The following is a 25946-nucleotide window of genomic DNA, read 5'->3' on the forward strand; positions in this document are numbered from 1 at the left end:
GCGTGTCCCGCGATGGTGGGCGGGCAAGGGCCCTGCAGCCAGGCCGCAGATCACCCGCCCTACAACTGTTCCTTCCGCAAGGCCGTCCATCGGCCGCCCCGCCTTGCGGCGTGTCCCGCAGCGGTGGGCGGGCAAGGGCCCTGCAGCGAGGCCGCAGATCACCCGCCCTACAACTGATCCATCGGCAAGGCCGTCCATCGGCCGCCCGTGCTTGCGGCGTGTCCCGCAGCGGCGGGCGGGCAAGGGCCTTGCAGCCAGGCCGCAGATCACCCGCCCTACAACTGATCCATCGGCAAGGCCGTCCATCGGCCGCCCGGCCTTGCGGCGTGTCCGCGGTGATGAGTGCGAGAGGACTCCCTGCGGCCAACCCCAAGCCATCGACGCAGCAGGGCGCGATTCGCATCGCGCCCTGCTGCATCCCGACTCGCCACCTGCCCGGTCATCCGGTCAGCAGCAGCGAAACCCGCTCTTGCCGCCGTAACGCGCGTCCTGGCGCTCGCGGAAGAAGGTGGGGTAGTCCATCACCGGCTTGTCGGGGTGTTTTTCCAGCATGTGACGCACATAGTTGTCGTAATCGGGAATGCCGCAGCACAGGCGGGCGGTCTGTATCAGGCGCCGCCAGATGCGGCGATGCACCTGGTACTGGCTGGCAAGAACGAGTTGGGTGCCCATTACAGGTCCGCCATCTGGTGTGGCTGCAAGGCCACGTACGGGGTTTCGCGATCACTGAGCTGCGGATTGCGGCGCGCAATCACGATCGTCCTGACCGCGTAGACCAGGATCGATCCCACCACGAACAGGAACAGCACCGTCAGCCCGGTGTTGACGTAGGCATTGGTGACGATCTGCTGCATCTGCGCCACCGTCTTGGCCGGCGCGGTGATGGTGTTGCCGGCGATGGCGTCCTGGTACTTGTGCGCCTGCGCCAGGAAGCCCTGCGCCGGGTTGCTGTCGAAGATCTTGATCAGCCCCGCATACGTGGTGCAGATCAGCAGCCACAACGCCGGCACCAGCGTGACCCAGGCGTAGCGGTCGCGCTTCATCTTGAACAGCACCACCGTGCCCAGCATCAGCGCGATCCCGGCCAGCATCTGGTTGGAGATGCCGAACAGCGGCCACAGGGTCTGGATGCCGCCGAACGGATCGATTACGCCGGTGTAGAGCAGATAGCCCCACAGCGCCACGCAGCCGGCCGTGGCGATGATGTTGGCGGTCCACGATTCGGTCTTCTTCAGTGCCGGGATGAAGTTGCCCAGCAGATCCTGCAGCATGAAGCGGCCCGCACGTGTGCCGGCATCCACTGCGGTCAGGATGAACAGCGCTTCGAACAGGATCGCGAAGTGGTACCAGAACGCCATGGTGTCTTCGCCCGGCAGCAGATGGTGCAGGATCTGCGCGATGCCCACCGCCAGGGTGGGCGCACCACCGGCGCGTGCCAGGATGCTGTGCTCGCCGATGTCGCGTGCCGTGGCTTCCAGCACCTCGGGCGTGATCGCAAAGCCCCACTCGGACACCTTGGCCGCAACGGCCACCGTGTCGCTGCCGACCAGCGAGGCCGGGCTGTTCATGGCGAAGTAGATGCCCGGCTCGATGATCGATGCGGCCACCAGCGCCATCACTGCCACGAACGATTCCATCAGCATGCCGCCGTAGCCGATGTAGCGCATGTGGCCTTCGTTGGCGAGCAGCTTGGGCGTGGTGCCCGAGGCGATCAACGCGTGGAAGCCGGAGACCGCACCGCAGGCGATGGTGATGAACAGGAACGGGAAGATGCCGCCTTTCCACACCGGGCCGTCGCCGGTGGACGCGAACTGGGTCAGCGCCGGCATCTTCAGGTCCGGCATGACCACCACAATGCCGATCGCCAGTGCCAGGATCGTGCCGATCTTGAGGAAGGTGGACAGGTAATCGCGCGGTGCCAGCAGCAGCCACACCGGCAACACCGAGGCGACGAAGCCGTAGCCGATCAGCATCCAGGTGATCTGCTTGGCGGTGAAGGTGAATGCCGGGCCCCAGCTCGGATCTGCCGCGACCTTGCCGCCCAGCCAGATCGCACCCAGCAACAGGATCAGGCCGACCACCGAAATCTCGCCGATCTTGCCGACCCGGATGTAGCGCATGTACACGCCCATCATCAGCGCGATCGGCATCGTGGCGATGACGGTGAACATGCCCCACGGGCTTTCGGCCAGCGCCTTGACCACCACCATCGCCAGTACCGCCAGGATGATGATCATGATCAGGAAGGCGCCGAACAGGGCGATGGTGCCGGGCACCTGGCCCATTTCCTCGCGCACCAGATCGCCCAGCGAGCGGCCGTTGCGGCGGCTGGACAGGAACAGCACCACGAAGTCCTGCACCGCGCCGGCAAACACCACGCCGACCACCAGCCACAGCAGGCCGGGCAGGTAGCCCATCTGTGCGGCGAGCACCGGGCCGACCAGGGGCCCGGCGCCGGCGATCGCGGCGAAATGGTGGCCGAACAGCACGTGCTTGTTGGTGGGCACGTAGTCCAGGCCGTCGTTGTTGGCCACCGCCGGCGTGGCGCGGGTCACGTCCAGCTGCATCACCTTGTCGGCGATGAACCGGCTGTAGAAGCGGTAGGCGATCAGATAGATCGACACCGCCGCCACCACGATCCATAGCGCATTGATGTGCTCGCCACGCCGCAGCGCCACGGTACCCAGACAGAACGCGGCCAGCAGCGCCAGCGCGCCCCAGGCCAGCTTCGAGAACCCTTTCATGCATGCCCCTCAGGAACGATTCGCCCAAGGGTCCCCCCGTGCCAGGCTGCGGTCAATGGCAGCGTTCCGCGGCAGGGTAAAACTTTGGTCGTAGAGTATTCGGGTACACGATGCGCTAGCGCCCGCCATAGGAGGCCGACGATTGGAACGATCGGTTGCAGCGGCCGTGGTTGGGCGTTGCAGCAGGCGCACCCATCATTGGTGCACCGACCCACTGCACAGGGACAACGCAATGAGCACCACCACCACGACAGCGGCGCATGTGCTGCGCACCATCCGCGGCATGCCGACCTCCGACGGCGCCGGGGTCAAGCTGACCCGCGTCATCGGCACCCAGCAGCTGCCGGATCTGGACCCGTTCCTGATGCTCGACGAGTTCGGCACCGAGAAGGCCGAGGACTACATCGGCGGTTTCCCAAGCCACCCGCACCGCGGCTTCGAGACGGTGACCTACATGCTGGACGGGCGCATGCGCCACAAGGACAACCACGGCAACGAAGGCCTGCTGACCCCGGGCAGCGTGCAGTGGATGACCGCCGGCCGCGGGCTGATCCATTCGGAAATGCCGGAGCAGGAATCCGGGCGCATGCGCGGCTTCCAGCTGTGGGTGAACCTGCCGGCGCGCGACAAGATGACCGACCCCAGGTATCAGGAGTACGCACCGGACAGCATCCCGGTCGCGCAGCCGGCGCCCGGTGTCACGGTCAAGGTGATCGCCGGAGCCGTGGGCCAGGTGCGCGGCCCGATCGTGCAACCGGCCACCGAGCCGGTGTACCTGGATATCGCACTGGCACCGGAGGCGTCCTGGGACTATGTGCTGCCCAGCGGCCACAACACGTTTGCCTACGCCTTTGAAGGTGCGGTGACGGTGGGCGAGGGCGATGCCGCGCGTGCGCTGCCTGCGCAGGAACTGGCGGTGCTGGGCGGCGGCGAGCGCCTGACGCTGCGGGCCGGTGCCGACGGCGCGCAGCTGATCCTGGTGGCGGGCCGCCCGCTCAACGAGCCGGTGATGCGACACGGCCCGTTCGTGATGAATACCAAGCAGGAATTGATGCAGGCCTTCGTCGACTTCCAGGAAGGCCGGTTTTAGCCGGTCGCTCGCGCCACGCGTAGGAGAGCGGCGTGAGTGCCCCCCTGCTGGAGGTGGCCGACATCTGCCCGCTCCATCGGCTGCGCACCGACGAGGTGCGCGCCGATACGGCAACTGCGGGGTGACGGCGACGCGTCGGGGGTTGCAGCAGGCATGTGCAAGCGCAGGCGCGCCCGCCGGGCCGCGCCAGGTCGGCATGACCTGGCGCTTCACTACCGGTTGCGTCAGCGCTGCAAGGCCAGGCTGGCGGGCTGCAGATCCATGTTCTGCACCAGCGATTGCATCGAGGCCAGCTCCTCGGTGCTGGCGCCGTCGATCCAGAGCTGTGCATAGCGTTTCTTGCCCAGCTCGACCACGGTGACGCGGCGCGATTCCATGCCCGGCAGCTCGCGGCCGCCCAGGTCGAGCTTGTACCAGTAAAAGTCTTCCTGCTGGATCTGGCCCTTCTCCGCGCGGCGGTCACGCGCCAGCGTCATCGCCGGGTCGCGCGTGGTCAGCATGACGCCCATCACCTGGCGACCGTCTGCAGTCAAGGCCTTGCAGAACAGATAGTCCGCACCTGAAAGCTCGCTCCACTGCAGCCCGGAGGCTGGCGGCAACGGTGGGCAGACCGGTGAGGTTTGGGCGTGAACGGTGGCGGCGGCCAACAGAAGGCTCAGGCCGACAAGGCAGGATGCGGACTTCATTCAAGTGTTCCCCGGCGTTGGATGTCTGCGCAGGGACAGCGTTGTTGACCGTGTCGCGGCATCAGCCCGTGCGCTCCCCGCCCGGCTGTGCCCGCACGCAACCTGTCCCCAACCTATGTCGACATGACTACCACAGGTTGGGCTGCAAGCTCAAGCGCAATTCGCAGGTTGGGCTGCAATCGGTCGTGCGCGCTGGCACTCCCGTTGCGAGACCTGGGTGGGCTGCGCGGCACTGCCGGGCTGCCGGCTGCGGTCAGGGGTAGTTGACCGGCTTGGGCGCCGGGGTTTCCGGCAGTGGAATGAATTCCTTGTCGTCGCCGGGAATGCGGCCGAAGCGGCCGGCCTGCCAATCGTCCTTGGCCTGCTCGATGCGCTCCTTTGAACTGGAGACGAAGTTCCACCACAGGTGGCGCGGCCCATCCAGCGGTTCGCCGCCGAGCAGCATCGCCTTGAGCGGCGTCCTGGCGCGCAGGCGCCCGCGGCTGCCGGGCGAGGGTACGATCAGGTGGCGCGCGGGCACGTCGGTGCCGTCCAGCTGCGCCTCGCCTTCCAGGATGTAGAGCGCACGTTCGGCGTGGCCGGTGTCCAGGTCGATCTCCGCCTCCGGCTGCAGATCCAGCGCGACGTTGAGCGTGCCGCTGAACACCTGCACCGGCGATTCCTCGCCGTACGCGCGGCCGGCGATCACGCGTAGCCAGACACCAGCGCGGCGTTGCTGCGGCAGGCTGGCGGCGGCGTGGTGATGGAAGGCCGGCGCGGTTTCTTCGGCCGAGCGCGGCAGTGCGATCCAGGTCTGCATGCCGTGCAGCGCATGCGTGCGGGCGCGCTCGGGGCCGGGCGTGCGCTCGGAGTGGGCGATACCGCGGCCGGCGGTCATCCAGTTGACGTCGCCGGGGCGGATCACCTGGTCCGAGCCCAAGGTGTCGCGGTGGCCGATCTCGCCGGACCACAGGAAGGTGACCGTGGCCAGGCCGATATGCGGATGCGGACGCACGTCGATGCCGTGTTCCGGCTCCAGCACCGCCGGGCCCATATGGTCGACGAACACGAACGGGCCGACGCTGCGCGCCTGCAGCGTGGGCACGGCGCGGCGCACTTCCAGCCCGCCGATGTCATGCACGCGGGGAGCGATCAAGGTGGTCATGGCGGCGGCTCTGATCAAGTCGAATGGACACCAGCTTTGCATGTGCGCGCGCGGCCTGCGAGCGCTTCACCAAGACGGATCGTCCCGGAGACAGTCGCTGCGCGGCGTGCTGGCGGCCAGAACGAACGTGCCGAGATGGGCGGTTGCAGACGACAGAGGCAGGCACGCGCACGGTTGATCGCGATTGACCGCCGCGCGCTAGAACAGCTGTCCGGAGGCGGCGCTGTGCAGGGCGATTTCGCCGCGCCGCGAGGCCAGCCGATCGGCCAGGCGCGTGGGCTCGGGCAGGCGATAGGCGCGCAACGTACGCAGCGTCCAGTCGAGCGCGCCCTGCATCGAGACGCGGTGGCCAGGCGAGACGATCAGCGGATTGCAGCGTGGCTTGCTGCGCAGCGCCCAGCCGATCTGCGTGCCCCCCAGCAGGATCGGGCTGTGGTCGCCGCGCTCGGGGCCCGGCGCGACGAAGCTGCCCGCCAGGCGTTGCTTGGCCACGCCGATGCTGGGCAGGCCGGTCACCACGCCAAAGTGCGCAGCGATGCCGAGCTTGCGCGGATGCGCGATGCCCTGGCCGTCGATGAAGACCAGATCCGGGGGGCGCGACAACAGTGCCAGCGCCTGCAGCAAGGCCGGCAGCTCACGAAAGCTGAGCAGGCCCGGCACGTACGGCATCGACGTGGGCACCCGCGCGACGTGCGTTTCCAGCGGCATCAGCGTGTCTGCATCCAGCAGCACCGCGGCCGCGCGCGTGGTCTGGCCGTCGTCTTCGAAGCCGACGTCGAAGCCGGCGAGCAGTTGCGGTGTTGCGCCGAGCTGGTCCTGCAGCACCACGCGGTGTGCCAGTTGCTGTTGCAACTGTCGCGCCTGGGTGACGCTGCCATCCCAACCGGCAAAGACGGGATCGATCGTTTGCATGGTCGCAGCATCGCGCGCTGGCCGTGGCGGTCTCGTGCACGCCTGCGATGCGCTGGCTGCCGTTACAATCGCAGGCTGATCGGCCCCAATCGGAGAACCGTAGTGACCCGCAAACTCGTACTGCTGCGCCATGGCCAGAGCCAATGGAACCTGGACAACCGTTTCACCGGCTGGGTGGATGTGGAACTCACCGAACAAGGCCGCCAGGAAGCCGCTGCGGCCGGCAAGCTGATGAAGGACGAAGGGCTGCAGTTCGATGTGGCGCACACCTCGGTGCTCAAGCGCGCCATCCATACGCTGCAGGGTGCGTTGAAGGAACTGGACCAGGACTGGTTGCCGGTTTCCAAGAGCTGGCGCCTCAACGAGCGCCACTACGGTGGCCTGCAGGGGCTGGACAAGGCCGAAACCGCGGCCAAGCACGGCGAAGAGCAGGTCAAGATCTGGCGCCGCTCCTACGACATCCCGCCGCCGGCGATGGACGTCAACGATCCGGGGCATCCGTGTCACGACCGTCGCTACGCCACGCTGGATCGCAATGCATTGCCGGGTACCGAGTCGCTGGCGACCACGCTGGTGCGCGTGCTGCCGTACTGGCACGACGCGATCGCACCGCAGTTGAAGGCTGGGCAGACCGTGCTGGTGACCGCGCACGGCAACTCGCTGCGTGCGCTGTACAAATACCTCAACGATGTCTCCAACGAGCAGATCCTGGAGCTCAACATCCCGACCGGCATCCCGTTGCTGTTCGAGCTGGACGACACCCTGCAGGTGCAAAGCTTCCGCTATCTGGGCGACCCGGAAGCGGCCAAGCGTGCCGCCGACGCGGTGGCCAATCAGGGCAAGGCGAAGTAATCGCCGCATCCGCTGGCCACGCTGCGTGCATGGCGCGCAGCGTGGCGTGGAGTTTGCGGGCGCGCGCTCGACTGACGCGTGCGGATTTGACACGCATGCGCGCCTGTTGGTGGATCGGGCAGGTGCGCATGCGCGGGTTCTTGCAGGGGAGACATGATGTCCAGCAAGCGGAAAAGGCAACAGATGAGTGCCACCTACTGCCGCGCGTATCTGGTGACGTTGGGGCTGCTGTTGGGCGGTGGCGGCGCTGCGTTCGCGTTGCTGGCCCGGGGCAGTGTGTCCGGTTCGGCGCTGGGCCTGGCGCTGCTGGTCGGCATCGTGGGTGTGGCGCTGCTGGCGTTCGGTTTCTGGGGGCCGTCGCGACGGATGGAGTCCTGGGCGGAGGCGGCGTCCGGGCATGAGGTCGCGCTGGTGCTGATGGTGCTGGCGTATCCGGTGTACCTGTTGATGGCACCGCTGTACGCGCGCAAATGACCGCAGTCGATGGCGCTGCTGCTGCGCCGGATTGCCGGGGCGGTTTCTGCGGCGGCAACAGCGGTGGCATGTGCCCAGGCCACACGTAGCGCGTTGTGGGACGTGTGCTCTTCGATAGGGCGCGGCAGCGGACGTCAGGACGTTGCGGTGCCGTTGCAATGATGACGTGGTTGGTGCGTCTGCGCTGATTGCCTACTTTTTTTGACTGCGCATGGCGCGGTCGCATGCCCTGGAGAATGGAAAGATGTTGAGCAAATTTGCGCCACTGTCGCTTGCAGTGGCCATCGCGGTGACGCTCTCGGCGTGTGGCCGCTCCGAGGACACCGCCAGGCCGGCACCGGCCGCACCGCCGGCCGCGCCGACCAGGGTCGATGTGTCCAAGCTCGATGCGCCGATCGTGGCCTTCGGCGTCAACGACCTGGATCCGGCCATCAACGCGTGCCAGGACCTCAACGGCTTCGTCAACGCCAAGTGGCTCAAGGCCAACCCGGTGCCGTCGGACCGCACCAGCTGGGGCAGTTTCGAGGTGCTGGCCGAGCGTTCGCTGACCATCCAGCACGCGTTGGTGGAGCAACTGGCGCGCGGCAACCTGTCGGCCGGCTCGGTGGACGCCAAGATCGCCGACCTGTGGCGCACCGGCTCGGACGAAGCGGCGATCGACAAGGCCGGCATCACGCCGCTGCAGCCGCAGCTCAAGGCGATCGATGCGCTGACCGATGCGCCGTCCATCGCCGCGTGGTTGCGCGACAGCTATGCCAAGGGCCAGGGCTTCCTGTTCTCGTTCGGCGCCAATGCCGACTACAAGCATTCCGAACAGATGATCGCCTACGCAGGCCAGGGCGGTCTGGGCTTGCCCGAAAAGGGTTATTACACCGATCCGGCGCAGGCCAGGATCCGTGAGCAGTACGTGGCCTACATCGCGCGCGTGCTGGAGTTGTCCGGCGTTCCCGCCGCGCAGGCGGCCACGCAGGCCAAGGCGGTGATGGCGTTCGAAACCCGCCTGGCCGCCGCCTCGCTGTCGCGCATCGAACTGCGCGACCCGGCCAAGCGCTACAACCCGGTCGATGTGGCCGGTGCCAACGCGGTGACACCGCATTTCGACTGGCAGGCGTTCTTCAGCGCACTCAAGGTGCCGGCAGGGACGTTCTCGCTGAGCCAGCCGGGTTACTTCACCGAACTCGATGCGATGCTGGCCGATACGCCGGTGGAAACCTGGAAGGCCTACCTGCGTTTCCACAGTGTGGACGAGGCGGCACCGTATCTGGCCAAGCCGTTCGAGCAGGCCAACTTCGATTTCTATGCCAAGACGCTGCGTGGCCAGCAGGACATGCTGCCGCGGTGGAAGCGCACCTTGAATGCGGTCAACGAGGCGATGGGCGAGGCACTGGGCCAGCTGTACGTGCAGTCCGCATTCCCGGCCGAGTCCAAGCAGCAGATGCAGCAGCTGGTGCAGAACCTCTCGGTGGCGCTCAAGGCACGGCTGGAACAGCTCGACTGGATGAGCGCGGAAACCAAGCAGCGCGCGCTGGAGAAGTGGGCCAGTTTCACGCCCAAGATCGGCTACCCGGATCAGTGGCGCGACTGGTCGGGCCTGGAGACCCGCGGTGACGGATTCCTGGCCAACATGCAGGCCGCGCAGGCATTCAACTATCGTTACATGCTGGACAAGATCGGCAAGCCGGTCGACAAGCGCGAGTGGCATATGACCCCGCAGACGGTCAATGCGTACTACAACGCCACCCGCAACGAGATCGTGTTCCCGGCGGCAATCCTGCAGCCGCCGTTCTTCGACCCCAAGGCCGACCCGGCATTGAATTACGGCGGGATCGGCGCGGTCATCGGGCACGAGATGATGCATGGCTACGACGACTCGGGCAGCCAGTTCGATGCCAAGGGCAACTTCGATACCTGGTGGACCGATGCGGACCGCAAGCTGTTCACCCAGCGCACCGACCAGCTGGTGGCGCAGTTCGACGGCTATGAGGCGATTCCTGGCGTCAACGTCAAAGGCAAGCTGACCCTGGGCGAGAACATCGGCGATCTCGGTGGCCTGACCGTGGCCTATGACGCGCTGCAGATGGCATTGAAGGAACAGCCCGGCGCCAACAAGGACATCGACGGTTATACGCAGGACCAGCGCTTCTTCATGAACTGGGCCACGGTGTGGCGCCGCAACTTCACCGACGGCGAATTGCGCGTGCGCCTGAACACCGACCCGCATGCGCCGGCCAATTTCCGCGCCAATGGTGCGCCGTCGAACATGCCGGCATTTGCGCAGGCGTTCCAGTGCAAGCCAGGCGATGCGATGGTGCGTGGCGACAAGGATCGCGTTGCGATCTGGTAAGCGGCATCGCATCCGGCGCGGACTGTTGCGACAGTCCGCGCCGGGAAACCCGCTGTTTTTGCGCGTTTGTCGAGCTCGCTTGTGCGCTTGCGTCTGCACATCGACATGCAGGTGCAGCATCTAGACTGCCGCGCTCTGCAACACGGGGGCGGCAGTGGCGAGGCGAAAAATCATCAAATGGGTGGGCATCGGTGCACTGGCGCTCCTGCTGGGCAGCGTGCTGTCGCTGTACGGCTACGGACGCTTTGCCGATCGTCAGCGTGGTGCGGTGAGCCACGCGCTGCCTGCCACGGCGATCGCCACGTCGATCGATCGGGTGGTCGCGCCGCTGCAGCAGGCACATGCCGGTCAGACCGGCATGGTGATCCTGCCCGACAATGTCGATGCGTTCGCGGTGCGTGCGCTCACCGCGCGTGCGGCCGGGCGCAGCCTGGATCTGCAGTACTACATCTGGCATGCCGACTTCACCGGCAACCTGCTGCACAACGAACTGCTGCATGCGGCCGATCGCGGCGTGCGCGTGCGCCTGCTGCTGGACGACATGAACATCCATGGCAGCGATTCGGTGCTGGCGGCGCTGGACAGCCACCCGATGATCGAGATCCGTTTGTTCAATCCCACCCGTGCGCGCGAAGGCACGCTGATGCGCGGGGTGGAGATGGTGCTGCGCATGTTCAGCATCAACCGGCGCATGCACAACAAGGCCTGGATTGCCGATGGTCGGATGGCGGTGGTGGGTGGCCGCAATGTGGGCGATGAATACTTCGATGCGGCGCGCGACACCAATTTCATGGACATGGACGCGGCACTGATGGGGCCAGCCGTGGGCCAGGCCGAGCAGGTCTTCGATGCGTACTGGAACAGCCCCAATGCCCTGCCGCTGGCTGCGCTGGTGACCGCCAAGCCGCAGGCGCTGGATGCCTTGCGCGGCAGCCTGGATGCGGGCCTGGAGTCGGCACGCGCGCATCCGTATGTGCAGCGGCTGCGCCAGTCGCCCAGCGTGCAGGCGTTGACGCAGGGCCAGCGCCAGGTGCAGTGGCTGGAGCAGGCGCGCATCGTTTCCGACCCGCCGGAAAAGGCCGAGGGCGCACCGCCGCAGGCAGACTGGATGACGCCGGTGTTGATCGGCGAGATGGCGCATGCGCAGCGCGAACTGAAGGTGATCTCGCCGTACTTCGTGCCGGGCGAGGACGGCATGCGCTGGATCGGCGCATTGCGTCGGCGCAACGTGCGCGTGAGCGTGTTGACCAACTCGCTGGCGGCAAACGATGTGGTTGCCGTGCACAGCGGCTATGCCGATTACCGGGTGCCCCTGCTCACGCAAGGCGTGCGCCTGCACGAGCTCAAGCCGATGGGCAAGCCGGACGGCAGCCTGTTCGGCTCCAGCGGGGCCAGCCTGCACACCAAGGCGTTCGTGGTGGACGACAGCAGCGGCTTCATCGGCTCGTTCAATCTGGATCCACGCTCGATGAACCTCAATACCGAGATGGGCCTGCTGTTCAACGACCGCGCAGTGGCCGCGCAGCTGGAGCAGGTCTACAACCGCAAGATCGGCGCGCCGGTGAGTTACCGCGTGACCCTGGAGCAGGGCGCGCTGCGCTGGCACGACGATGCGGCGCAACCGCCCGAGGTATGGTCGCAAGAGCCGGCCGCGAGCGTGTGGCGGCGTGGCGCGGCGGCGGTGATGGGCTGGTTGCCGTTGGAGTCGCAGTTGTAATTGCACCGTTTGCGCGTGCGGCGCGCTACTGCAGCTGCGTCACGATCTCGCGCGCCATCGCGCCCAGCGGCAGGATGCGGTCGGCGCCGCCGCGTTTGATCGCTTCCTTGGGCATGCCGAACACGATGCTGGTGTGTTCGTCCTGCGCCACCGTGCGCGCGCCGGCCTGGCGCATTTCCAGCAGCCCGGCGGCGCCGTCGTCGCCCATGCCGGTCATGATGATGCCCAGCGCATTGCTGCCGGCCGCGCGCGCGGCCGAGCGGAACAGCACATCCACCGACGGACGGTGCCGGTTGACCGGCGGGCCTTCCATCACTTCGACAAAATATTGCGCGCCACTGCGGCGCAGCAGCAGATGCTTGCCGCCGGGCGCGATCAGCGCGCGCCCCGGCATCACCCGGTCGTTGTTGGCGGCCTCTTTCACTGCGATCTGGCACAAGCCATTCAGGCGCGCGGCGAAGGCGGCGGTGAATTTCTCCGGCATGTGCTGCACGATCACGATGCCGGGGCAGACGCGCGGCAACGCGGTCAATACTTCTTCCAGCGCCTGGGTGCCCCCGGTGGAGGTGCCGATGGCGACGATGCGCTCGGTGGTCTGCGCCAGCGCGCGCCCGCTTTGCGCCGGCAGGATCACATCGGCGGTGTGCTTGACCTCCGCTTCCAGCGGCGCTGCGGCAACCCGCGCGGCCAGCCGTTTGACGTTGGCGCGTGCGGCGCTGCGCACGGTATTGACCAGTTCGTCGGCCGAGTCGGTGAGGAACTGCTTCAGCCCCAGGCGCGGTTTGGTCACCACGGCCACCGCACCGGCGGCCAGGGCATCCATGGTGACGCGTGCGCCTTTTTCGGTGAGCGTGGAACAGATCACCACCGGGGTGGGGCGTTCGCTCATGATCTTGCGCAGGAAGGTGATGCCGTCCATGCGCGGCATTTCCACATCCAGCACGATCACGTCCGGCCATTGCTTGCGCATCTTCTCGATCGCCAGCAGCGGGTCGGCCGCGGTGGCGATGACCTCAATGTCGGGCGCGTCGTTGAGCACGCCCACCAGCACCTGGCGCACCACCGCCGAGTCGTCGACGACCATGGCCTTGATGGCATCGGTGCGGGCAATGGGGCTGGCGGCAGGGCGGTTGAAGGCGGTCGACACGGCGGATCCTTGGCTCAGGCCTTGCGGAAGATCGAGGGTGCCACCTGGACCAGATCGATGTCGAGTTCGCTCAGGCTCTCCGAATGACCGATGCAGAAATAGCCGCCCGATTTGAGGTTGGACAGCACACGCAGGATGACCTCGCGCTTGGTCTGGCCATTGAAATAGATCATCACATTGCGCAGGAAGATCGCATCGAAGCTGCCCAGCATCGGCAAGGCCGTATTGAGGTTGGCATGCACGAACCTGACCCGGTCGCGCAGGCGGCGTTCCACCAGCAAGGTGCCCTCGTATTCGCCCTGGCCACGCAGGCAATAGCGCTTGAGATAGGGCTGCGGAATGCCGTCGATGCGCTGCAGTGCGTAATGCCCGTTGCGCGCCTTGGCCAGCACGCGGGTGCTGATGTCGCTGCCGACTACTTCGAACGGCCGTCCCTGCAAGGCGTCGTCCAGCACCATCGCCATGCTGTAGGCCTCTTCGCCGCTGGAGCTGGCCGCGCTCCAGCAGCGGAACGGCAGGCCGCCGCGATGTTCGCCGGCCAGCTTGCGCAGCAGCTCGAAGTGCTTGGGCTCGCGGAAGAAGTAGGTTTCGTTGGTGGTCAGCAGGTCGATCGCGGTCTGGATCTCGGCGCGGTCCTGGCGGCTTTCCAGCAACTGCAGGTACTGCGTGTAGGTGCTGAACTGGTGTTCGCGCAGGCGCTTGCCCAGCCTGCCGCACAACATGGCTTTCTTGCCGGTGGAAATGCTGATGCCCGCCGCTTCGAAGATGAAGCGCTGGAAGCGGCCGAACTCCTGTTCGGTGATGGCGGTGGCTGTGCTCATGGTCAGGCGACATCCGCATCGCTGGGCAGTGCGTTGCCGCACAGGCGTGCGATGCGCACGGCGTGCTCGCGCCACCATTCCGACAGCATCGGCCCGGGCATCGGCGAGCCCATCAGGTAGCCCTGTGCCAGATCGCAGCCCAGCTCGCGCAGCAGACGCCAGTCCTCCGGCGTTTCCACCCCTTCGGCCACGGCGGTGAGTTCGAGCCGGTGGGCCAGTTCCAGCGTGGATTCGAGCACGGTGCGCTGACTGCGGCTGCGATGTGCGGCATGCACGAAGCTGCGATCCAATTTGAGTTCGGTGAAGGGAATGCTGGCCAGGCGCTGCAGCGAGGAAAACCCCGTGCCGTAGTCGTCGATCGACAGGCCGAAGCCGTGCAGGCGCAGGCGCGCCAGCATGCTCAAGGCATTGGCCGGCTCCACGATGGCGCTTTCGGTGAGTTCCAGCACCAGATCGGCAGGGCTCAGGCCGTTGTCGCCCAGCTTGCCGCACAGCTGTTCGAGAAAGCCCTGCTCGCCGAGCAGGTTGGGCGACAGGTTCAGCGCCAGGCTCAGCTCCAGGCCTTCTGCGCGCCAGTCCACCAGTTGCGCGACCGCCATGTCGATCACCTGCTGGGTCAGGGCATGGATCAGGCCCTCGCGTTCGGCCAGCGGAATGAAGCGGTCCGGCCCGATCATGTCGCCTTGCGGGCGGCGCCAGCGGGCGAGCGCTTCCACGCCGCGCAGGCGACCGTCCTTGAGATCGAGCTTGGGCTGGTAGGCCACGCGGATTTCGCCGCGGCGCATGGCCCGGTCCAGCCGCGAGGCAGCCGCGCCACCGCTGGACATCAGCGGTGAGATCGCCGCCTGGGCAAACGCGGGCGCGTTCGTGGCCAGTCCCGGTTCGCACTCCAGCACGTTGGCCAGGTCCTGCAGATGCATCGGCTTTTCGATGCCGCCGAGCACGCGCACGCCGGCGCTGCGGCTGAGCTGCATCACCGCATCGATCAGGGCGCCGCCGCGCTGCGAGACCACCACCACCGGTACGCTGTACTTGCCGCGTGCCAGCGCATCCAGCAGCTGCACGCCATCCATGCCCGGCATTTCCAGGTCGATCAGCAGCAGCGATGGGGCCACTGCACTGCTCAGCCAGGCCAGCGCGGCGTGGCCATCGACTGCGCCGTCGACTGCGACGGCGCCGAGCTGGCGGCACAGCGCCATCGCGTGTTCGCGCTGGACCACGCTGTCGTCGACGACCAGTACCGGGCCGTCCAGCGCGCAGCTGCAGGAGAGAAGGGTGGGGCGCATGGGAGTCCTTGCGTGCAGGCTGGACATGTCAGGCTGCCAGGTCGGCGACAGGCAGCTGGGCGAGTGCGTCGTTGCCCAGCACCGCATCGGCGTCGAGCAGGATCACGAAGCGCTCGCCGATCCTGGCCATCGCATGGATGCATTCGCGTGCGATGCCGGCGCCAAAACTGGGCGCGTCGGCAATCGCGTCGGGCGCGATCTCCAGCACCTCGCTCACCGCATCCACCAACAGGCCGAGCACCTGATGCGTGTGGCCATGGGCGATCTCCACGATCACGATGCAGCTGCGCTTGGTGATCGTGCTGGCGTTGCGGCCGAAGCGCTGTTGCAGATCCACCACCGGCACCACCGCGCCGCGCAGGTTGATCACCCCGCGCAGGGCCGGCGGCATCATCGGCACGTCGGTCGGCATGCGGTATTCGATGATTTCCTTGATGCCGAGGATGCCCAGGCCGAACATCTCCGTGCCCAGCACAAAGGTCAGGTATTGCTGCGGCGCCGTCGATGGCGGCGCGACGGCGGTTGGCATGGTGCTGGCTGCGCTGTGCGGTTGCATCGTCGTGTCCTCAGAAGCTGGCGAACTGCGATTCGTCGATCGCATCGGCGGTGGCTGCCACCGCGCTGAACTGGCGCACGTTGCTGCGACGCGGCGGCGCGCTGATTGCGGTGCTGCTGCCGTGCGGTGCGATCCGGCGCGGGCCCGGCTTGTTGCTGGGCGATGCCGCCGCGCGCGCGCCATTGCCGAGCCGGAAGAAGCCCATCAACTGCTGCAGTTGTTCGGCCTGCGCGCTCATTTCTTCCGAGGTGGCGGCCAGTTCTTCGGCATTGGCGGCGGCCGACTGCGTGGTCTGGTTCAACTGGCCGACGGCGGTGTTGATCTGGCTGACGCCGGCGGTCTGTTCTTCGGAGGCGGCGGCGATTTCCTGCACCAGGTCGGAGGTGCGGCGGATCGAGGGCACCATCTCGCCGAGCACGCGGCCGGCGCTTTCGGCCAGGTCCACGCTGGAGCCGGCCACCTCGCCGATCTCCTGCGCGGCGATCTGGCTGCGCTCGGCCAGCTTGCGCACTTCCGCCGCCACCACCGCAAAGCCCTTGCCATGTTCGCCGGCACGCGCGGCCTCGATGGCGGCATTGAGCGCCAGCAGGTTGGTCTGGTAGGCGATGTCGTCGATGATGCCGATCTTCCTGGCGATGTCCTTCATCGCCACCACGGTGGCGCGCACGGTGTCGCCGCCATCGGCCGCCTCGCTGGCCGCCTTGGCGGCCATGCTGTCGGTGACGCGCGCGTTCTCGGTGTTCTGCGCGATGGAGGCGGTCATCTGTTCCAGCGAGGCGCTGGTCTCTTCCACCCCGGCCGCCTGTTCGCTGGCGGCCTGCGCCAGCGCCTGTGCGGTGGCGCTGACCTGTTCGGAGGCGCTGGCCAGGTTCTCGGCGTTGCGGTTGACCTCATCGACGATCTCGGTCAGCCGGCTCATGGTGGTGTTGACGTAGCGCTGCATGTCGGCGAAGGCGCCTTCGTAGCGGCCTTCCACGGTGTGGGTGAGGTCACCGTCGGCCATCGCGCCCATCACCTGGATCACCTCGGAAATGCTGCGCAGGTTGCCGCGCGCACGCTCCACGGTGTCGTTGATGAAGGCCTTCTTGCCCGGCAGCTGCGCCAGCGGTGCCTCGAAGTTGCCGCGGCCGAATTCGGCCACCACGCCCATTGCCAGCTTCTTGACCGCGATATGCGCGCCCACCATCTGGTTGATGCCGGTGGCCATGCTGCGGAAATCGCCGTCGAAACCGCTGCTGTCGATGACCACGTCGATATCGCCGGCTTCGTGTTCGGCCGACATGTGGTTGATCTCGCGGATCAGGCCGGTGAGGTTGCCGCGCACCTGTTCCAGGGTCTCGTTGATGAAGCGCTTCTTGCCCGGCAGCAACGGCAGCTGCGCGGTGAAGTTGCCGCGGCCGAACTCGGCCACGCAGGCGATGGCCTGTTTCTTGACCGTGATGTGGCTGGCCACCATTGCATTGATGCCTTCGGCCATGCGGCGGAAATCGCCGGCGAAGCGTTGCGTGTCGATGACCACGTCGATATCGCCGGCGTCGTGCTCGGCCGCCATGTGGTTGACCTCGGCGACCATGCCGGTGAGGTTGCCGCGGATCTGCTCGACGATCTCGTTGATGAGGGCCTTCTTGCCCGGCAGGCGTTCCAGCTCGGCGGAGAAGTTGCCGCGGCCGAACTCGGCCACGCAGGCCATGAGCTGCTTCTCGACCGCGATATGGTTGGTGACCAGGCGGTTGATGCCTTCGCCGGTGGTGCGGAAATCGCCATCGAAGCGTGCCACGTCGATGCGCGCGTCGATCTCGCCGGCGTCGTGTTCCTGCCAGACGCGGTTGATCTCCTGGTTGACCTGGGCGATGGTGCTCTGCACCTTGCGCAGCGCACGCAGCACCTCGCAGGCCTGCTCGTCGCGCAGCTGCGGCAGGGCGACGGCGAAGTTGCCACGCGCGAATGCATCCAGCGTGGTGGTGGCAAGCTCCAGCGAGCCGGTCGCGATGCGGATCGCATGGAGCAGCAACGCACCGCTGACGAGTGCGGCCAAGACGCTGGCGGCGAGCAGGGTGCCGTGCGACAGCGTCAGCGCAAAGCCGGCGACCACCACCACGACAGGCAAGGCAAGGGCGAGGGCGGCGGTGAACCACAACTGCGTGGCGATCGGGAGACGGTGTGACATGGCGGCAGCTTCCTGGGGTCAGGGAACAACGAACGAGGCGGTGATGTGGGGAGTGCTTGTGTGGTGACTCAGGCCGCCAGGGCGTCCTGGTTTGGATGCAATTGCTGCAGCAGGCTGGGCACGTCGAGAATCAGCGCGACATCGCCGCTGCCCAGGATGCTCGAACCGCTGATGCCCTTGACCTGTGCGAAGACCCTGGACAACGGCTTGATCACGGTCTGCCATTCGCCCAGCAAGGTGTCCACGACCAGGCCGAAGCGCTGGGTACCCTGGCGGATCACCACGATGCTCTCGCGCGCAGGCGTCTTGCCGCCGAGCGCGAACAGTGCGCGCAGGCGTACATACGGCAGCACGCTGCCACGCAGGTCGATGTAGTCGCTGCTGTAGTCGGGCGTGAATTCCACGCATTCCTCCACTACGTCCAGCGGCACCACGAACACCGATTTACCGACGCCGACCTGGAAGCCGTTGATGATGGCCAGCGTCAGCGGCAGCCGCACCGAAATGGTGGTGCCCAGGCCTGCGGTGCTGTCGATCTCCACGGTGCCGCGCAGCGCGGTGATGTTGCGCTTGACCACGTCCATGCCCACGCCGCGGCCGGACAGGTTGGTGACCTTTTCGGCGGTGGAAAACCCCGGCTCGAAGATCATCGCGAATACCTCGCGGTCGCTGAGCTGGCGGCCCGGCTCGATCAGGCCGCGTTCCAGCGCCTTGGCCAGGATGCGGTCGCGATTCAGGCCGCCACCGTCGTCGGTGATCTGGATGACGATGCTGCCGGAGTCGTGATAGGCATTCAGGCCCACGGTGCCGCGTGCGGGCTTGCCGCGTGCCACGCGCACCTCCGCCGGTTCGATGCCGTGATCCATGGCGTTGCGCACCAGATGGGTGAGCGGGTCGCCGATCTTTTCCACCACCGACTTGTCCAGTTCGGTGTCTTCGCCGGCCACGACCAGCGCGATGTCCTTGCCGAGTTCGCGCGCCACGTCGTGCACCACGCGCTGGAAGCGGCTGAAGGTGCCGCCGATCTTGACCATGCGCAGTTGCAGGGCGCTTTCGCGCACCTCTTCCACCAAGCCGGCCAGGATCGAGGCCGATTCCAGCAACTGTGCATCGCCGGTGCGCTGCGCGTTGGCATTGGTGCCGGCCACCGCGATGATGAGTTCGCCGACCAGGTCGATCATGCGATCGAGCTTGTCGGCGTCCACGCGGATCGAGCGCGCGTCGGCGTTGCGTGCGCCGGTGTCCTGCTGCGGGCGTGCCGGCGCTGTGGCCGGCACGCCCGCCAGCACGCCGCTAACCGGCGCGGCCGCAGCCATGACCGGCTCGTCTGCAAGCACGGCGCTGGCGTCCATCGGTGCCGGTACCGAGATGATCTCCAGGTCGCAGTCCTCGCGTACGAACTCGAACACGTCCTCGATCGCGGCACGGTCGGCATCGCTGCGCAGCAGGATCCGGAAGCCCAGGTAATTGGCTTCCGGATCCAGCGCTTCGAAGCTCGGCAGCCCGCTGACATCGGTATTGATCGACTCGACCGAGCCCAGCCCGCGCAGGTTGCGAATCAGCTTGAGTGGCGAGTTGCCGTAGCGCAGCGCATCGGCGAACAATTTCAGCGTGATGCGCCAGTAACCACTCTGTTTCTCCGGGGTGTTGTGCTGGACGGCCGTGGCAGTGACACCGCAGGCGCTGGCCTGCAGGTAGGTCTGCAGTTGCGCCAGCAGGGGCTCGGCCTCTGCAGTCAGGGCGTCGGCATCGGCGTGTGCCGGATCGGCCGCGGTTTCCACCAGGGCGTGGATGTGGTCGCAGCACACCAGCAGCAGCGCGATCAGTTCCGAGCTCAGCGTCAGCGCATCGTCGCGCACCAGGTCCAGCACGCTTTCCACGACGTGGGTGAAACCGACCAGCTGCGGCAGATCGAACAATCCACCCGAGCCCTTGATGGTGTGCGCCGCACGGAAGATCGCATTGACCGCATCCGGCGAGGATTCGCCACGCTCGGCTTCGAGCAGGTGACGTTCCATGTCTTCGAGCAGGTCCCGGCTTTCCGCCAGGAAGGTCTGCATCAGCTGGTTCATGTCCATGCGTGTCGCCGGTCCCTTAGTGAATGCGTTCGCCGAGACCCGCAACCGCATGCGGGTACAGCGCTTCGAGCAGGCCGAGCAGTTCGATCACATCGACCACCGCGCGGCTGGAATCGGTCAGCGAGAACGGCCGGCCATCGGCCTGGATCGCCTGCTTGGTCGCCAGCAGCAACTGCAGGCCGGTGGTGTCGATCTCGCTGACCGCCCCCAGGTCCAGATGCAGCCCGCCCGGATGCAGCAAGGCCGGCTGCAGCAGCGGCTTGAGTTCGGCAGCGCGACGGATGGTCATCTCGCCTTCCAGGGCAAGCGTCAGCGGCGCGGGTAGATCGGACAGTGGCGTGTTCATTGATGCCTCAAGCGATGCGATGGCGCACGGATGCGTGCCATGACGCGGAAGAAGGTCGCTCCGGCGTGGGCTTGCGTGGGCAGTGCTGCACACGGAGATCACGCCGGTCCATGCAGGTATCGGCGCGTGACAGGAATATTTAGGCCAAATTCAGTGCAGTGACGAATTTGAGAAAGCCATCACTGCCTGGGCATTAATTGCTCAGCTTTGTCGCAAGCAGGCTCAGGACACCAATGTCCTGGACAGTCCCGCAGGACAGATAGCCGCATTCCCGCCGACTTCTTGAGTGCCTGCGGCGTGAGCGGGTGCACGGCGGCTGCAGCAAAGACGCCCCAGACAGGTCGCCTGCCTCCTGCACCGGCAGCGCAAGGAGCATGGGCTTTAGCGGAACTGCAGCATTGGATCGGCGCCACTGTGCGCAGTGCCTGCAACGCGGTCGGCGCGTCCTGGCGTCTTCCAGGCCGGGCGCGGCGCCCATGGCAGGCGCAGCCGACCGCAGCGCGGTCTCATCTTGGCGCCAGCATCGTCAGCAGGCCGCGCGCGGCGTTGAAGCGGTCCGCGCCTTCCGGCAGCGGCAGCTTGATGCGCAGCTTGTCCGGGCCGTCCATCGTGTAGATCTTCGGCTGCTTCTGGATCATCTGGATCACCGCCATCGGGTCGATCGCCGGTTTTGCCTCGAAGACCAGCCGGCCACCGTTCTCGCCCAGGTCCAGCTTGCGCACGCCCAGCGCATTGGCCTGCAGCTTGAGCTCGGCAATGGCGAACAGGTGCTTGACCGGGTCCGGCAGCAGGCCGAAGCGGTCGATCATCTCCACCTGCAATTCGCGCAATGCATCGGCATCGCGTGCGCTGGAGATGCGCTTGTACAGCGTCAGCCGCGTATGCACGTCCGGCAGGTAATCCTCGGGAATCAGCGAGGCCACATGCAGCTCCACTTCGGCGCCGCGGACTTCCTCGCCGGCATCCAGATCCGGCAGCTTGCCCTGGCGGATGCTGCGTACCGCGCGTTCCAGCAGCTCGGTGTACAGGCTGAAGCCGACCTCGGCCATCTGCCCGCTCTGGTCCTCGCCCAGCAGCTCGCCGGCGCCGCGGATTTCCAGATCGTGCGTGGCCAGGGTGAAGCCGGCGCCGAGCTCGTCCATGGAGGCGATCGCTTCCAGGCGTTTGGCCGCATCGGAGGTCATCGAGCGCCGATCCGGCACCACCAGATACGCGTAGGCGCGGTGATGCGAGCGGCCGACGCGGCCGCGCAGCTGGTGCAGCTGGGCCAGGCCGAAGCGGTCGGCGCGGTTGATGATGATGGTGTTGGCGTTGGGAATGTCGATGCCCGACTCGATGATCGTGGTCGACAGCAACACGTTGAAGCGCTGCTTCTGGAAATCCAGCATCACCCGCTCCAGCTCGCGCTCGGGCATCTGCCCGTGGGCGATGCCGATGCGCGCTTCCGGCACCAGTTCGGACAGCTCGCGCTGCATGCGCACGATGCTTTCCACATCGTTGTGCAGGAAGTACAGCTGCCCGCCGCGACTGAGCTCGCGCTGGAAGGCCTCGCGCAGCAGCGCGTTGTCCCAGGCAGTGATGAAGGTCTGCACCGCCAGCCGGTTCGGCGGCGGGGTGGCGATGATCGACAGGTCGCGCAGCCCGGCCATGGCCATGTTGAGCGTGCGCGGGATGGGGGTTGCGGTGAGCGTGAGCAGATGCACGTTGGCGCGCATCGCCTTGAGTGCTTCCTTCTGCCGCACGCCGAAGCGTTGCTCTTCGTCGACCACGACCAGGCCCAGGTCCTTGAACTTGACGTCCGGCTGCAGCAGCCGGTGCGTGCCGATGATCACGTCGATCTCGCCGCTGGCCACCTTCTCCAGCTCGGCCTTGATTTCCTTGGTGCTCTTGAAGCGCGACAGCACTTCCACCTTCATCGGGTAGTCGGCGAAGCGGTCGCGGAAATTGCGGTAATGCTGCTCGGCCAGCAGCGTTGTCGGCACCAGCACGGCAACCTGCTTGCCGGCGCTGGCGGCGGCGAAGGCGGCGCGCACCGCGACCTCGGTCTTGCCGAAGCCGACATCGCCGCAGACCACGCGGTCCATCGGCTGGCTGCTGCCCAGGTCGCGCAGGGTCGCATCGATGGCGGCCAACTGGTCGCCGGTTTCCTCGAACGGAAAGCCGGCCGCGAACGGCTCGTACATCGCCCGGTCCACCTGCAAGGCCAGCCCGGCGCGGGCACGCCGGCGCGCCTGGATCTCCAGCAATTCGGCGGCCACGTCGCGGACCTTTTCGGCCGCCTTGCGCTTGGCCTTGGTCCATTGCTCGCCGCCCAGCGAATGCAGCGGCGCGGTCTCGGCCGAGGCGCCGGAATAGCGGCTGATCAGATGCAGCTGCGCCACCGGCACGTACAGGCGGTCGCCCTTGGCGTATTCGATCTCCAGGAACTCGCCGGGCATGCCACCGGCATCGAGCACGATCAGCCCGCGGTAGCGGCCTACACCGTGGTCTTCGTGCACGATCGGCGCGCCTTCGGACAGCTCGCCCAGGTCGCGGATGATCGCTTCCGGTTCGCGCCCGACCCTGCGGCTGCGCCGCGGCTGGTTGGCGCGCTCGGGAAACAGCTGGCGCTCGGTCAGGACCGCAATCTGCGGGGTGTCCAGCGCAAAGCCGTCTTCCAGCGGCGCCACGGTGATACCGAAGCGCAGCTTGGTGGCAGCCAGGAAGGCGGGCAGGTCGGCGACGACCTCCGGCTTCAGCTGCGCGGCGGCCAGCACTTCCATCAAGGCTTCGCGACGGCCGGCGGTATCGGCGGCCACCAGCACGCGGCCGGGATAATGGCCCAGGAACGAGGACAGCGCCTGGCCGGCCGGCGCGTCCTTTGCCGCCACCGGCAGCGGCGGCAAGGGCTGGTCGCCCAGCGCGGCGGCCTCGTCGATGCGCGGATGATCGCTGGCCCAGACTTCGATGCGCGCCAGCTTGTTGAGCCGCTCGCGCAAGGCGTCCGGCGATTGATACAGCTCGTCCGGCGTCAGCAGCGGGCGTTCCACGTCGTGGCGGCGCTGTTCGTAGCGGTCCTGTGCCTGCGCCCAGAACGTGTCGGCCGCATTGGAGACACCGGTGGCGACCAGCGGCAACACGCGCTTGTCCAGATAATCGAACAAGGTAGCGGTCTTGCTGAAGAACATCGGCAGGTAATACTCGACGCCCGAAGGCGCCAGACCCGATTTCAGGTCCTGGTACAGCGCGCTGCGCCGGGTGTCCACGTCGAAACGCTCGCGCAGGCAGGCCAGCACGCGCTCCACGCTGGCATCGTCCATCGGCACTTCGCGGCCGGGCAGCAGCTTGACGGCCTCGACCTTGTCCAGCGAGCGCTGCGATTCCGGGTCGAAGGCGCGGATGGAGTCGATATCCTCGTCCAGCAGCTCGATCCGCAATGGCGTGGCTTCGCCCATCGGAAACACGTCGAGCAAGCCGCCGCGCACCGCGAAATCGCCCGGGTCCATCACTTGCGGCACGTTACGGTAGCCGGCGCTTTCCAGCCGGCGTTTTTCCGCATCCAGATCCAGCCGCTGGCCGACCTTCAGATCGAAACTGCCGCCGACGATATAGCTCAGCGGTGCCAGCTGCTGCATCAGCGTCTGCACCGGCACGATCACCACCCCACGGGTCAGCGCGGGCAGCCGATGCAGCGCCGCCAGGCGCTGGCTGATGATTTCCGGGTGCGGGCTGAACTGGTCGTAGGGCAGGGTCTCCCAATCGGGAAACGGCACCACCGGCAACGCGGCGTGCTCGCCGAGCAAGGCATGCAGATCCGCCTCGATCTGATGCGCGCTCTGGTTGTCGCGTGCGATCACCAGCAGCGGGCCGGCATGCGCCTCGGCGGCGCGTGCGATCGACCAGGCCAGCGCAGTCGGCGAAGACGGAGCGCGCCAATAGGCGCGGAGCTGGCCGGACTTGGGCAGCGGCGGAGAGGGGAAGGTGGTTGGCGACGGCATCAGCCGGCAATTTTATCAGGTCACCCACCGCGCCCGGTCCATCCGGCGTGAAAGCCGGCCTCGGCCCGCCTGCGCAGAAGCGCGCTGCACGGTCCTGCCTTAGCTATCGACTTGCTCGTACCGGGCACCGCCTGGGCCAGCACGCCGGTGGACCAGTTGCAGTCGTAAGCGCAGTCAAAAGCCCAATCAAAAACCCAGTCGGTCGAGGGTGCGGTGCCCTCACCGCTTGCGGGACACGCCGTGAACCCATCCCTGGGGGCTCGGTGGCGGCATCCATGCCGCCACACGGTCCCGCAATCGGTGAGGGCACCGCACCAGACAGTTGGTCGGTTGTTTGAAAAGCTGGTCCGCTGCCCTGGCTTTCTTGCGGAACGAGCGGACACGTCCTTGCCCGAGCAGGGCACCGTGCCTGCTCGCAATGGGCACACCGACCATCCCGACAGGTCCTTGCCCGCTCACCGTCGCGGGACCTTACGCGGCATGGATGCCGCGTAAGAGCCTACAAGGACGTACTTGCGGCGTGTCCCGCGAGGGTGGGCGGGCAAGGGCCCTGCAACCAAGTGACAGATCAACAATCAAAGCCAGGTGAGTCGAGGGTGCGGCGTCCTCACCGCTTGCGGGACACGCCGTGAATCCGTCCATGGAGGCTCGGTGGCGGCATCCATGCCGCCACACGGTCCCGCAACCGGCGAGGGCACCGCACCAGACAGTTGGCTGGTTGGTTGCTTAAAAGGCGTATCCGTTGATCGGTCAGCGTTAGGGGGTCGCTTCCTTGTCGGAACAGCAGACCACGGTGCCTGCTCTTACCAAACACACCGGCCATCTCGACTGGTCCTTGCCCGCTCACCGTCGCGGGACCTTACGCGGCATGGATGCCGCGTAAGAGCTTACAAGGACGTACTTGCAGCGTGTCCCGCGATGGTGGGCGGGCAAGGGCCCTGCAACCAAGTCGCAGACCAACCGCCCAAGCCGCTTCACGAATCCCCAATCCCGAATCCCGAATCCCGAATCCCAGCCCCTCAGGCATCCAGCTCCAGCACCATGCGCACCAACTCCGGCGAATCCGGATGCGGCTGCGGCTTGAAGCCCAGCGATTCGGCCAACTGCAGCATCGGCACATTGCTTTGCAGCACGTCGCCGAACAGGCAATCCAGGTATTTGCGCCGCGCCCACTTGACCAGCTTGCGCATCAGCTGCCGTCCCAGTCCCTGGCCGGCGACGAAGCTGCTGACCAGGATGGTGTACTCGGCCTGGCGGGTGCCCGGCACCAGCGCCGCACGCGCCACCGCGCCCACCAGGGCTTCACCCGGCGGCAGCTGCTCGGCGGCCACCAGCACGATTTCGCTCTTGGGGTTGGGATGGGTCAGGCGCTGCACCATCTCCGGGGTGATTTCGGCGGAGGAACGCACGAACCGTGCGCGGATTTCCTCCGGTCCCAACAGGCTGAAAGCGCCCTGCAGCGGCGGGCCGTCCTCTGGACGGATCGGGCGGAGCAGAAGCGTGCGGCCATTGGGCAGACTGAAGTTTTCATGCCAGGGAGGCATGCGATTGCGAATGGCCATGACCGGTGTTCCTTAAAGATCGGAAGATTCTGGCACCCGCCCA

19 protein-coding genes are annotated in these 25946 nt (G+C 66.7%); 5 read left to right on the forward strand and 14 right to left on the reverse strand.

The features are described 5' to 3' along the window. Nucleotides 1-447: 447 nt before the first annotated feature. Both EO174_RS14245 and EO174_RS14250 read right to left on the reverse strand, forming a co-directional pair. The gene (locus EO174_RS14245; RefSeq protein WP_016904074.1) at nucleotides 448-672 is read right to left on the reverse strand and encodes a CstA-like transporter-associated (seleno)protein; all 225 of its coding nucleotides are present in this window, start codon (nucleotides 670-672) and stop codon (nucleotides 448-450) included. Then, nucleotides 672-2744 carry a carbon starvation CstA family protein gene (locus tag EO174_RS14250; RefSeq protein WP_126945171.1) on the reverse strand — a complete coding sequence of 691 codons (2073 nt, stop codon included), beginning with the start codon at nucleotides 2742-2744 and terminating at the stop codon, nucleotides 672-674. Before EO174_RS14250 ends, EO174_RS14245 begins: the two co-directional genes overlap by 1 nt. Nucleotides 2745-2976: 232 nt before the next feature. Between EO174_RS14250 and EO174_RS14255 the strand changes: the two genes are divergently transcribed. Then, nucleotides 2977-3834 carry a pirin family protein gene (locus EO174_RS14255; RefSeq protein WP_104583116.1) on the forward strand — a complete coding sequence of 286 codons (858 nt, stop codon included), beginning with the start codon at nucleotides 2977-2979 and terminating at the stop codon, nucleotides 3832-3834. Nucleotides 3835-4058: 224 nt separating this feature from the next. Here EO174_RS14255 and EO174_RS14260 read toward each other — a convergent pair whose 3' ends face one another. The 3 genes from EO174_RS14260 to nfi form a co-directional block, all read right to left on the reverse strand. Beyond that, the gene (locus EO174_RS14260; protein WP_104583117.1) at nucleotides 4059-4520 is read right to left on the reverse strand and encodes a hypothetical protein; all 462 of its coding nucleotides are present in this window, start codon (nucleotides 4518-4520) and stop codon (nucleotides 4059-4061) included. A 253-nt stretch (nucleotides 4521-4773) separates the two neighbouring features. Next, on the reverse strand, nucleotides 4774-5664 hold the full coding sequence (locus EO174_RS14265) for a pirin family protein (RefSeq protein ID WP_126945174.1): 891 nt from the start codon (nucleotides 5662-5664) through the stop codon (nucleotides 4774-4776). 198 nt (nucleotides 5665-5862) lie between these two features. Continuing rightward, on the reverse strand, nucleotides 5863-6576 hold the full coding sequence (gene nfi, locus EO174_RS14270) for a deoxyribonuclease V (protein ID WP_126945177.1): 714 nt from the start codon (nucleotides 6574-6576) through the stop codon (nucleotides 5863-5865). A 102-nt stretch (nucleotides 6577-6678) separates the two neighbouring features. Here nfi and gpmA point away from each other — a divergent pair, with 102 nt between their 5' ends. From gpmA to EO174_RS14290, 4 genes are all read left to right on the forward strand, one after another. Next, nucleotides 6679-7428 carry a 2,3-diphosphoglycerate-dependent phosphoglycerate mutase gene (gene gpmA, locus EO174_RS14275; protein WP_126945180.1) on the forward strand — a complete coding sequence of 250 codons (750 nt, stop codon included), beginning with the start codon at nucleotides 6679-6681 and terminating at the stop codon, nucleotides 7426-7428. Nucleotides 7429-7584: 156 nt separating this feature from the next. Beyond that, nucleotides 7585-7902, forward strand: coding sequence for a hypothetical protein (locus EO174_RS14280; protein ID WP_104583146.1), 318 nt, complete (start codon nucleotides 7585-7587; stop codon nucleotides 7900-7902). A gap of 244 nt (nucleotides 7903-8146) precedes the next feature. After that, nucleotides 8147-10246: a M13-type metalloendopeptidase gene (locus EO174_RS14285; protein ID WP_126945183.1), complete on the forward strand. Its 2100-nt coding sequence runs from the start codon at nucleotides 8147-8149 to the stop codon at nucleotides 10244-10246. A 154-nt stretch (nucleotides 10247-10400) separates the two neighbouring features. Then, nucleotides 10401-11963: a phospholipase D family protein gene (locus EO174_RS14290; RefSeq protein WP_126945186.1), complete on the forward strand. Its 1563-nt coding sequence runs from the start codon at nucleotides 10401-10403 to the stop codon at nucleotides 11961-11963. 25 nt (nucleotides 11964-11988) lie between these two features. Here EO174_RS14290 and EO174_RS14295 read toward each other — a convergent pair whose 3' ends face one another. The 9 genes from EO174_RS14295 to EO174_RS14350 form a co-directional block, all read right to left on the reverse strand. Then, nucleotides 11989-13128, reverse strand: a complete 1140-nt coding sequence (locus EO174_RS14295; RefSeq protein ID WP_164739168.1) for a chemotaxis response regulator protein-glutamate methylesterase — start codon at nucleotides 13126-13128, stop codon at nucleotides 11989-11991. Continuing rightward, on the reverse strand, nucleotides 13125-13931 hold the full coding sequence (locus EO174_RS14300) for a protein-glutamate O-methyltransferase CheR (RefSeq protein ID WP_126945189.1): 807 nt from the start codon (nucleotides 13929-13931) through the stop codon (nucleotides 13125-13127). Before EO174_RS14300 ends, EO174_RS14295 begins: the two co-directional genes overlap by 4 nt. 2 nt (nucleotides 13932-13933) lie before the next feature. Beyond that, nucleotides 13934-15217, reverse strand: a complete 1284-nt coding sequence (locus EO174_RS14305; protein WP_104648097.1) for an EAL domain-containing response regulator — start codon at nucleotides 15215-15217, stop codon at nucleotides 13934-13936. Between the two features lie 28 nt (nucleotides 15218-15245). Beyond that, nucleotides 15246-15746 (reverse strand): chemotaxis protein CheW, encoded by a 501-nt coding sequence (locus tag EO174_RS14310; protein WP_104648274.1) that lies wholly within the window; start codon nucleotides 15744-15746, stop codon nucleotides 15246-15248. A 37-nt stretch (nucleotides 15747-15783) separates the two neighbouring features. Next, nucleotides 15784-17940, reverse strand: a complete 2157-nt coding sequence (locus EO174_RS14315; protein WP_164740212.1) for a methyl-accepting chemotaxis protein — start codon at nucleotides 17938-17940, stop codon at nucleotides 15784-15786. A 68-nt stretch (nucleotides 17941-18008) separates the two neighbouring features. Then, a complete protein-coding gene (locus EO174_RS14325) occupies nucleotides 18009-20018 on the reverse strand; it encodes a chemotaxis protein CheA (protein ID WP_126945195.1) in 2010 nt (669 codons plus the stop codon). A 16-nt stretch (nucleotides 20019-20034) separates the two neighbouring features. Then, a complete protein-coding gene (locus EO174_RS14330; protein WP_104583126.1) occupies nucleotides 20035-20364 on the reverse strand; it encodes an STAS domain-containing protein in 330 nt (109 codons plus the stop codon). Nucleotides 20365-20870: 506 nt separating this feature from the next. Next, entirely contained in the window at nucleotides 20871-24341 is a 3471-nt protein-coding gene (mfd, locus tag EO174_RS14335) for a transcription-repair coupling factor (protein ID WP_126945198.1), read from the reverse strand. 1019 nt (nucleotides 24342-25360) lie between these two features. Next, nucleotides 25361-25903 carry a GNAT family N-acetyltransferase gene (locus EO174_RS14350; RefSeq protein WP_024939889.1) on the reverse strand — a complete coding sequence of 181 codons (543 nt, stop codon included), beginning with the start codon at nucleotides 25901-25903 and terminating at the stop codon, nucleotides 25361-25363. Nucleotides 25904-25946 lie beyond the last annotated feature (43 nt).

Origin of the sequence: Xanthomonas sp. BRIP62418, from assembly GCF_003993495.1 — a bacterium.
Classification (GTDB): Bacteria; Pseudomonadota; Gammaproteobacteria; order Xanthomonadales; family Xanthomonadaceae; genus Xanthomonas; species Xanthomonas euroxanthea.

Bases quoted from the DNA above. Each gene is read 5' to 3' on its own strand.
- EO174_RS14260 (WP_104583117.1), bottom strand. From the start codon at position 4,520: ATGAAGTCCGCATCCTGCCTTGTCGGCCTGAGCCTTCTGTTGGCCGCC.
- EO174_RS14330 (WP_104583126.1), bottom strand. From the start codon at position 20,364: ATGAACACGCCACTGTCCGATCTACCCGCGCCGCTGACGCTTGCCCTG.
- EO174_RS14245 (WP_016904074.1), bottom strand. From the start codon at position 672: ATGGGCACCCAACTCGTTCTTGCCAGCCAGTACCAGGTGCATCGCCGC.
- EO174_RS14250 (WP_126945171.1), bottom strand. From the start codon at position 2,744: ATGAAAGGGTTCTCGAAGCTGGCCTGGGGCGCGCTGGCGCTGCTGGCC.
- EO174_RS14325 (WP_126945195.1), bottom strand. From the start codon at position 20,018: ATGGACATGAACCAGCTGATGCAGACCTTCCTGGCGGAAAGCCGGGAC.
- EO174_RS14350 (WP_024939889.1), bottom strand. From the start codon at position 25,903: ATGGCCATTCGCAATCGCATGCCTCCCTGGCATGAAAACTTCAGTCTG.
- EO174_RS14315 (WP_164740212.1), bottom strand. From the start codon at position 17,940: ATGTCACACCGTCTCCCGATCGCCACGCAGTTGTGGTTCACCGCCGCC.
- EO174_RS14285 (WP_126945183.1), top strand. From the start codon at position 8,147: ATGTTGAGCAAATTTGCGCCACTGTCGCTTGCAGTGGCCATCGCGGTG.
- EO174_RS14255 (WP_104583116.1), top strand. From the start codon at position 2,977: ATGAGCACCACCACCACGACAGCGGCGCATGTGCTGCGCACCATCCGC.
- EO174_RS14300 (WP_126945189.1), bottom strand. From the start codon at position 13,931: ATGAGCACAGCCACCGCCATCACCGAACAGGAGTTCGGCCGCTTCCAG.
- mfd (WP_126945198.1), bottom strand. From the start codon at position 24,341: ATGCCGTCGCCAACCACCTTCCCCTCTCCGCCGCTGCCCAAGTCCGGC.
- nfi (WP_126945177.1), bottom strand. From the start codon at position 6,576: ATGCAAACGATCGATCCCGTCTTTGCCGGTTGGGATGGCAGCGTCACC.
- EO174_RS14310 (WP_104648274.1), bottom strand. From the start codon at position 15,746: ATGCCAACCGCCGTCGCGCCGCCATCGACGGCGCCGCAGCAATACCTG.
- EO174_RS14305 (WP_104648097.1), bottom strand. From the start codon at position 15,217: ATGCGCCCCACCCTTCTCTCCTGCAGCTGCGCGCTGGACGGCCCGGTA.
- EO174_RS14280 (WP_104583146.1), top strand. From the start codon at position 7,585: ATGTCCAGCAAGCGGAAAAGGCAACAGATGAGTGCCACCTACTGCCGC.
- EO174_RS14265 (WP_126945174.1), bottom strand. From the start codon at position 5,664: ATGACCACCTTGATCGCTCCCCGCGTGCATGACATCGGCGGGCTGGAA.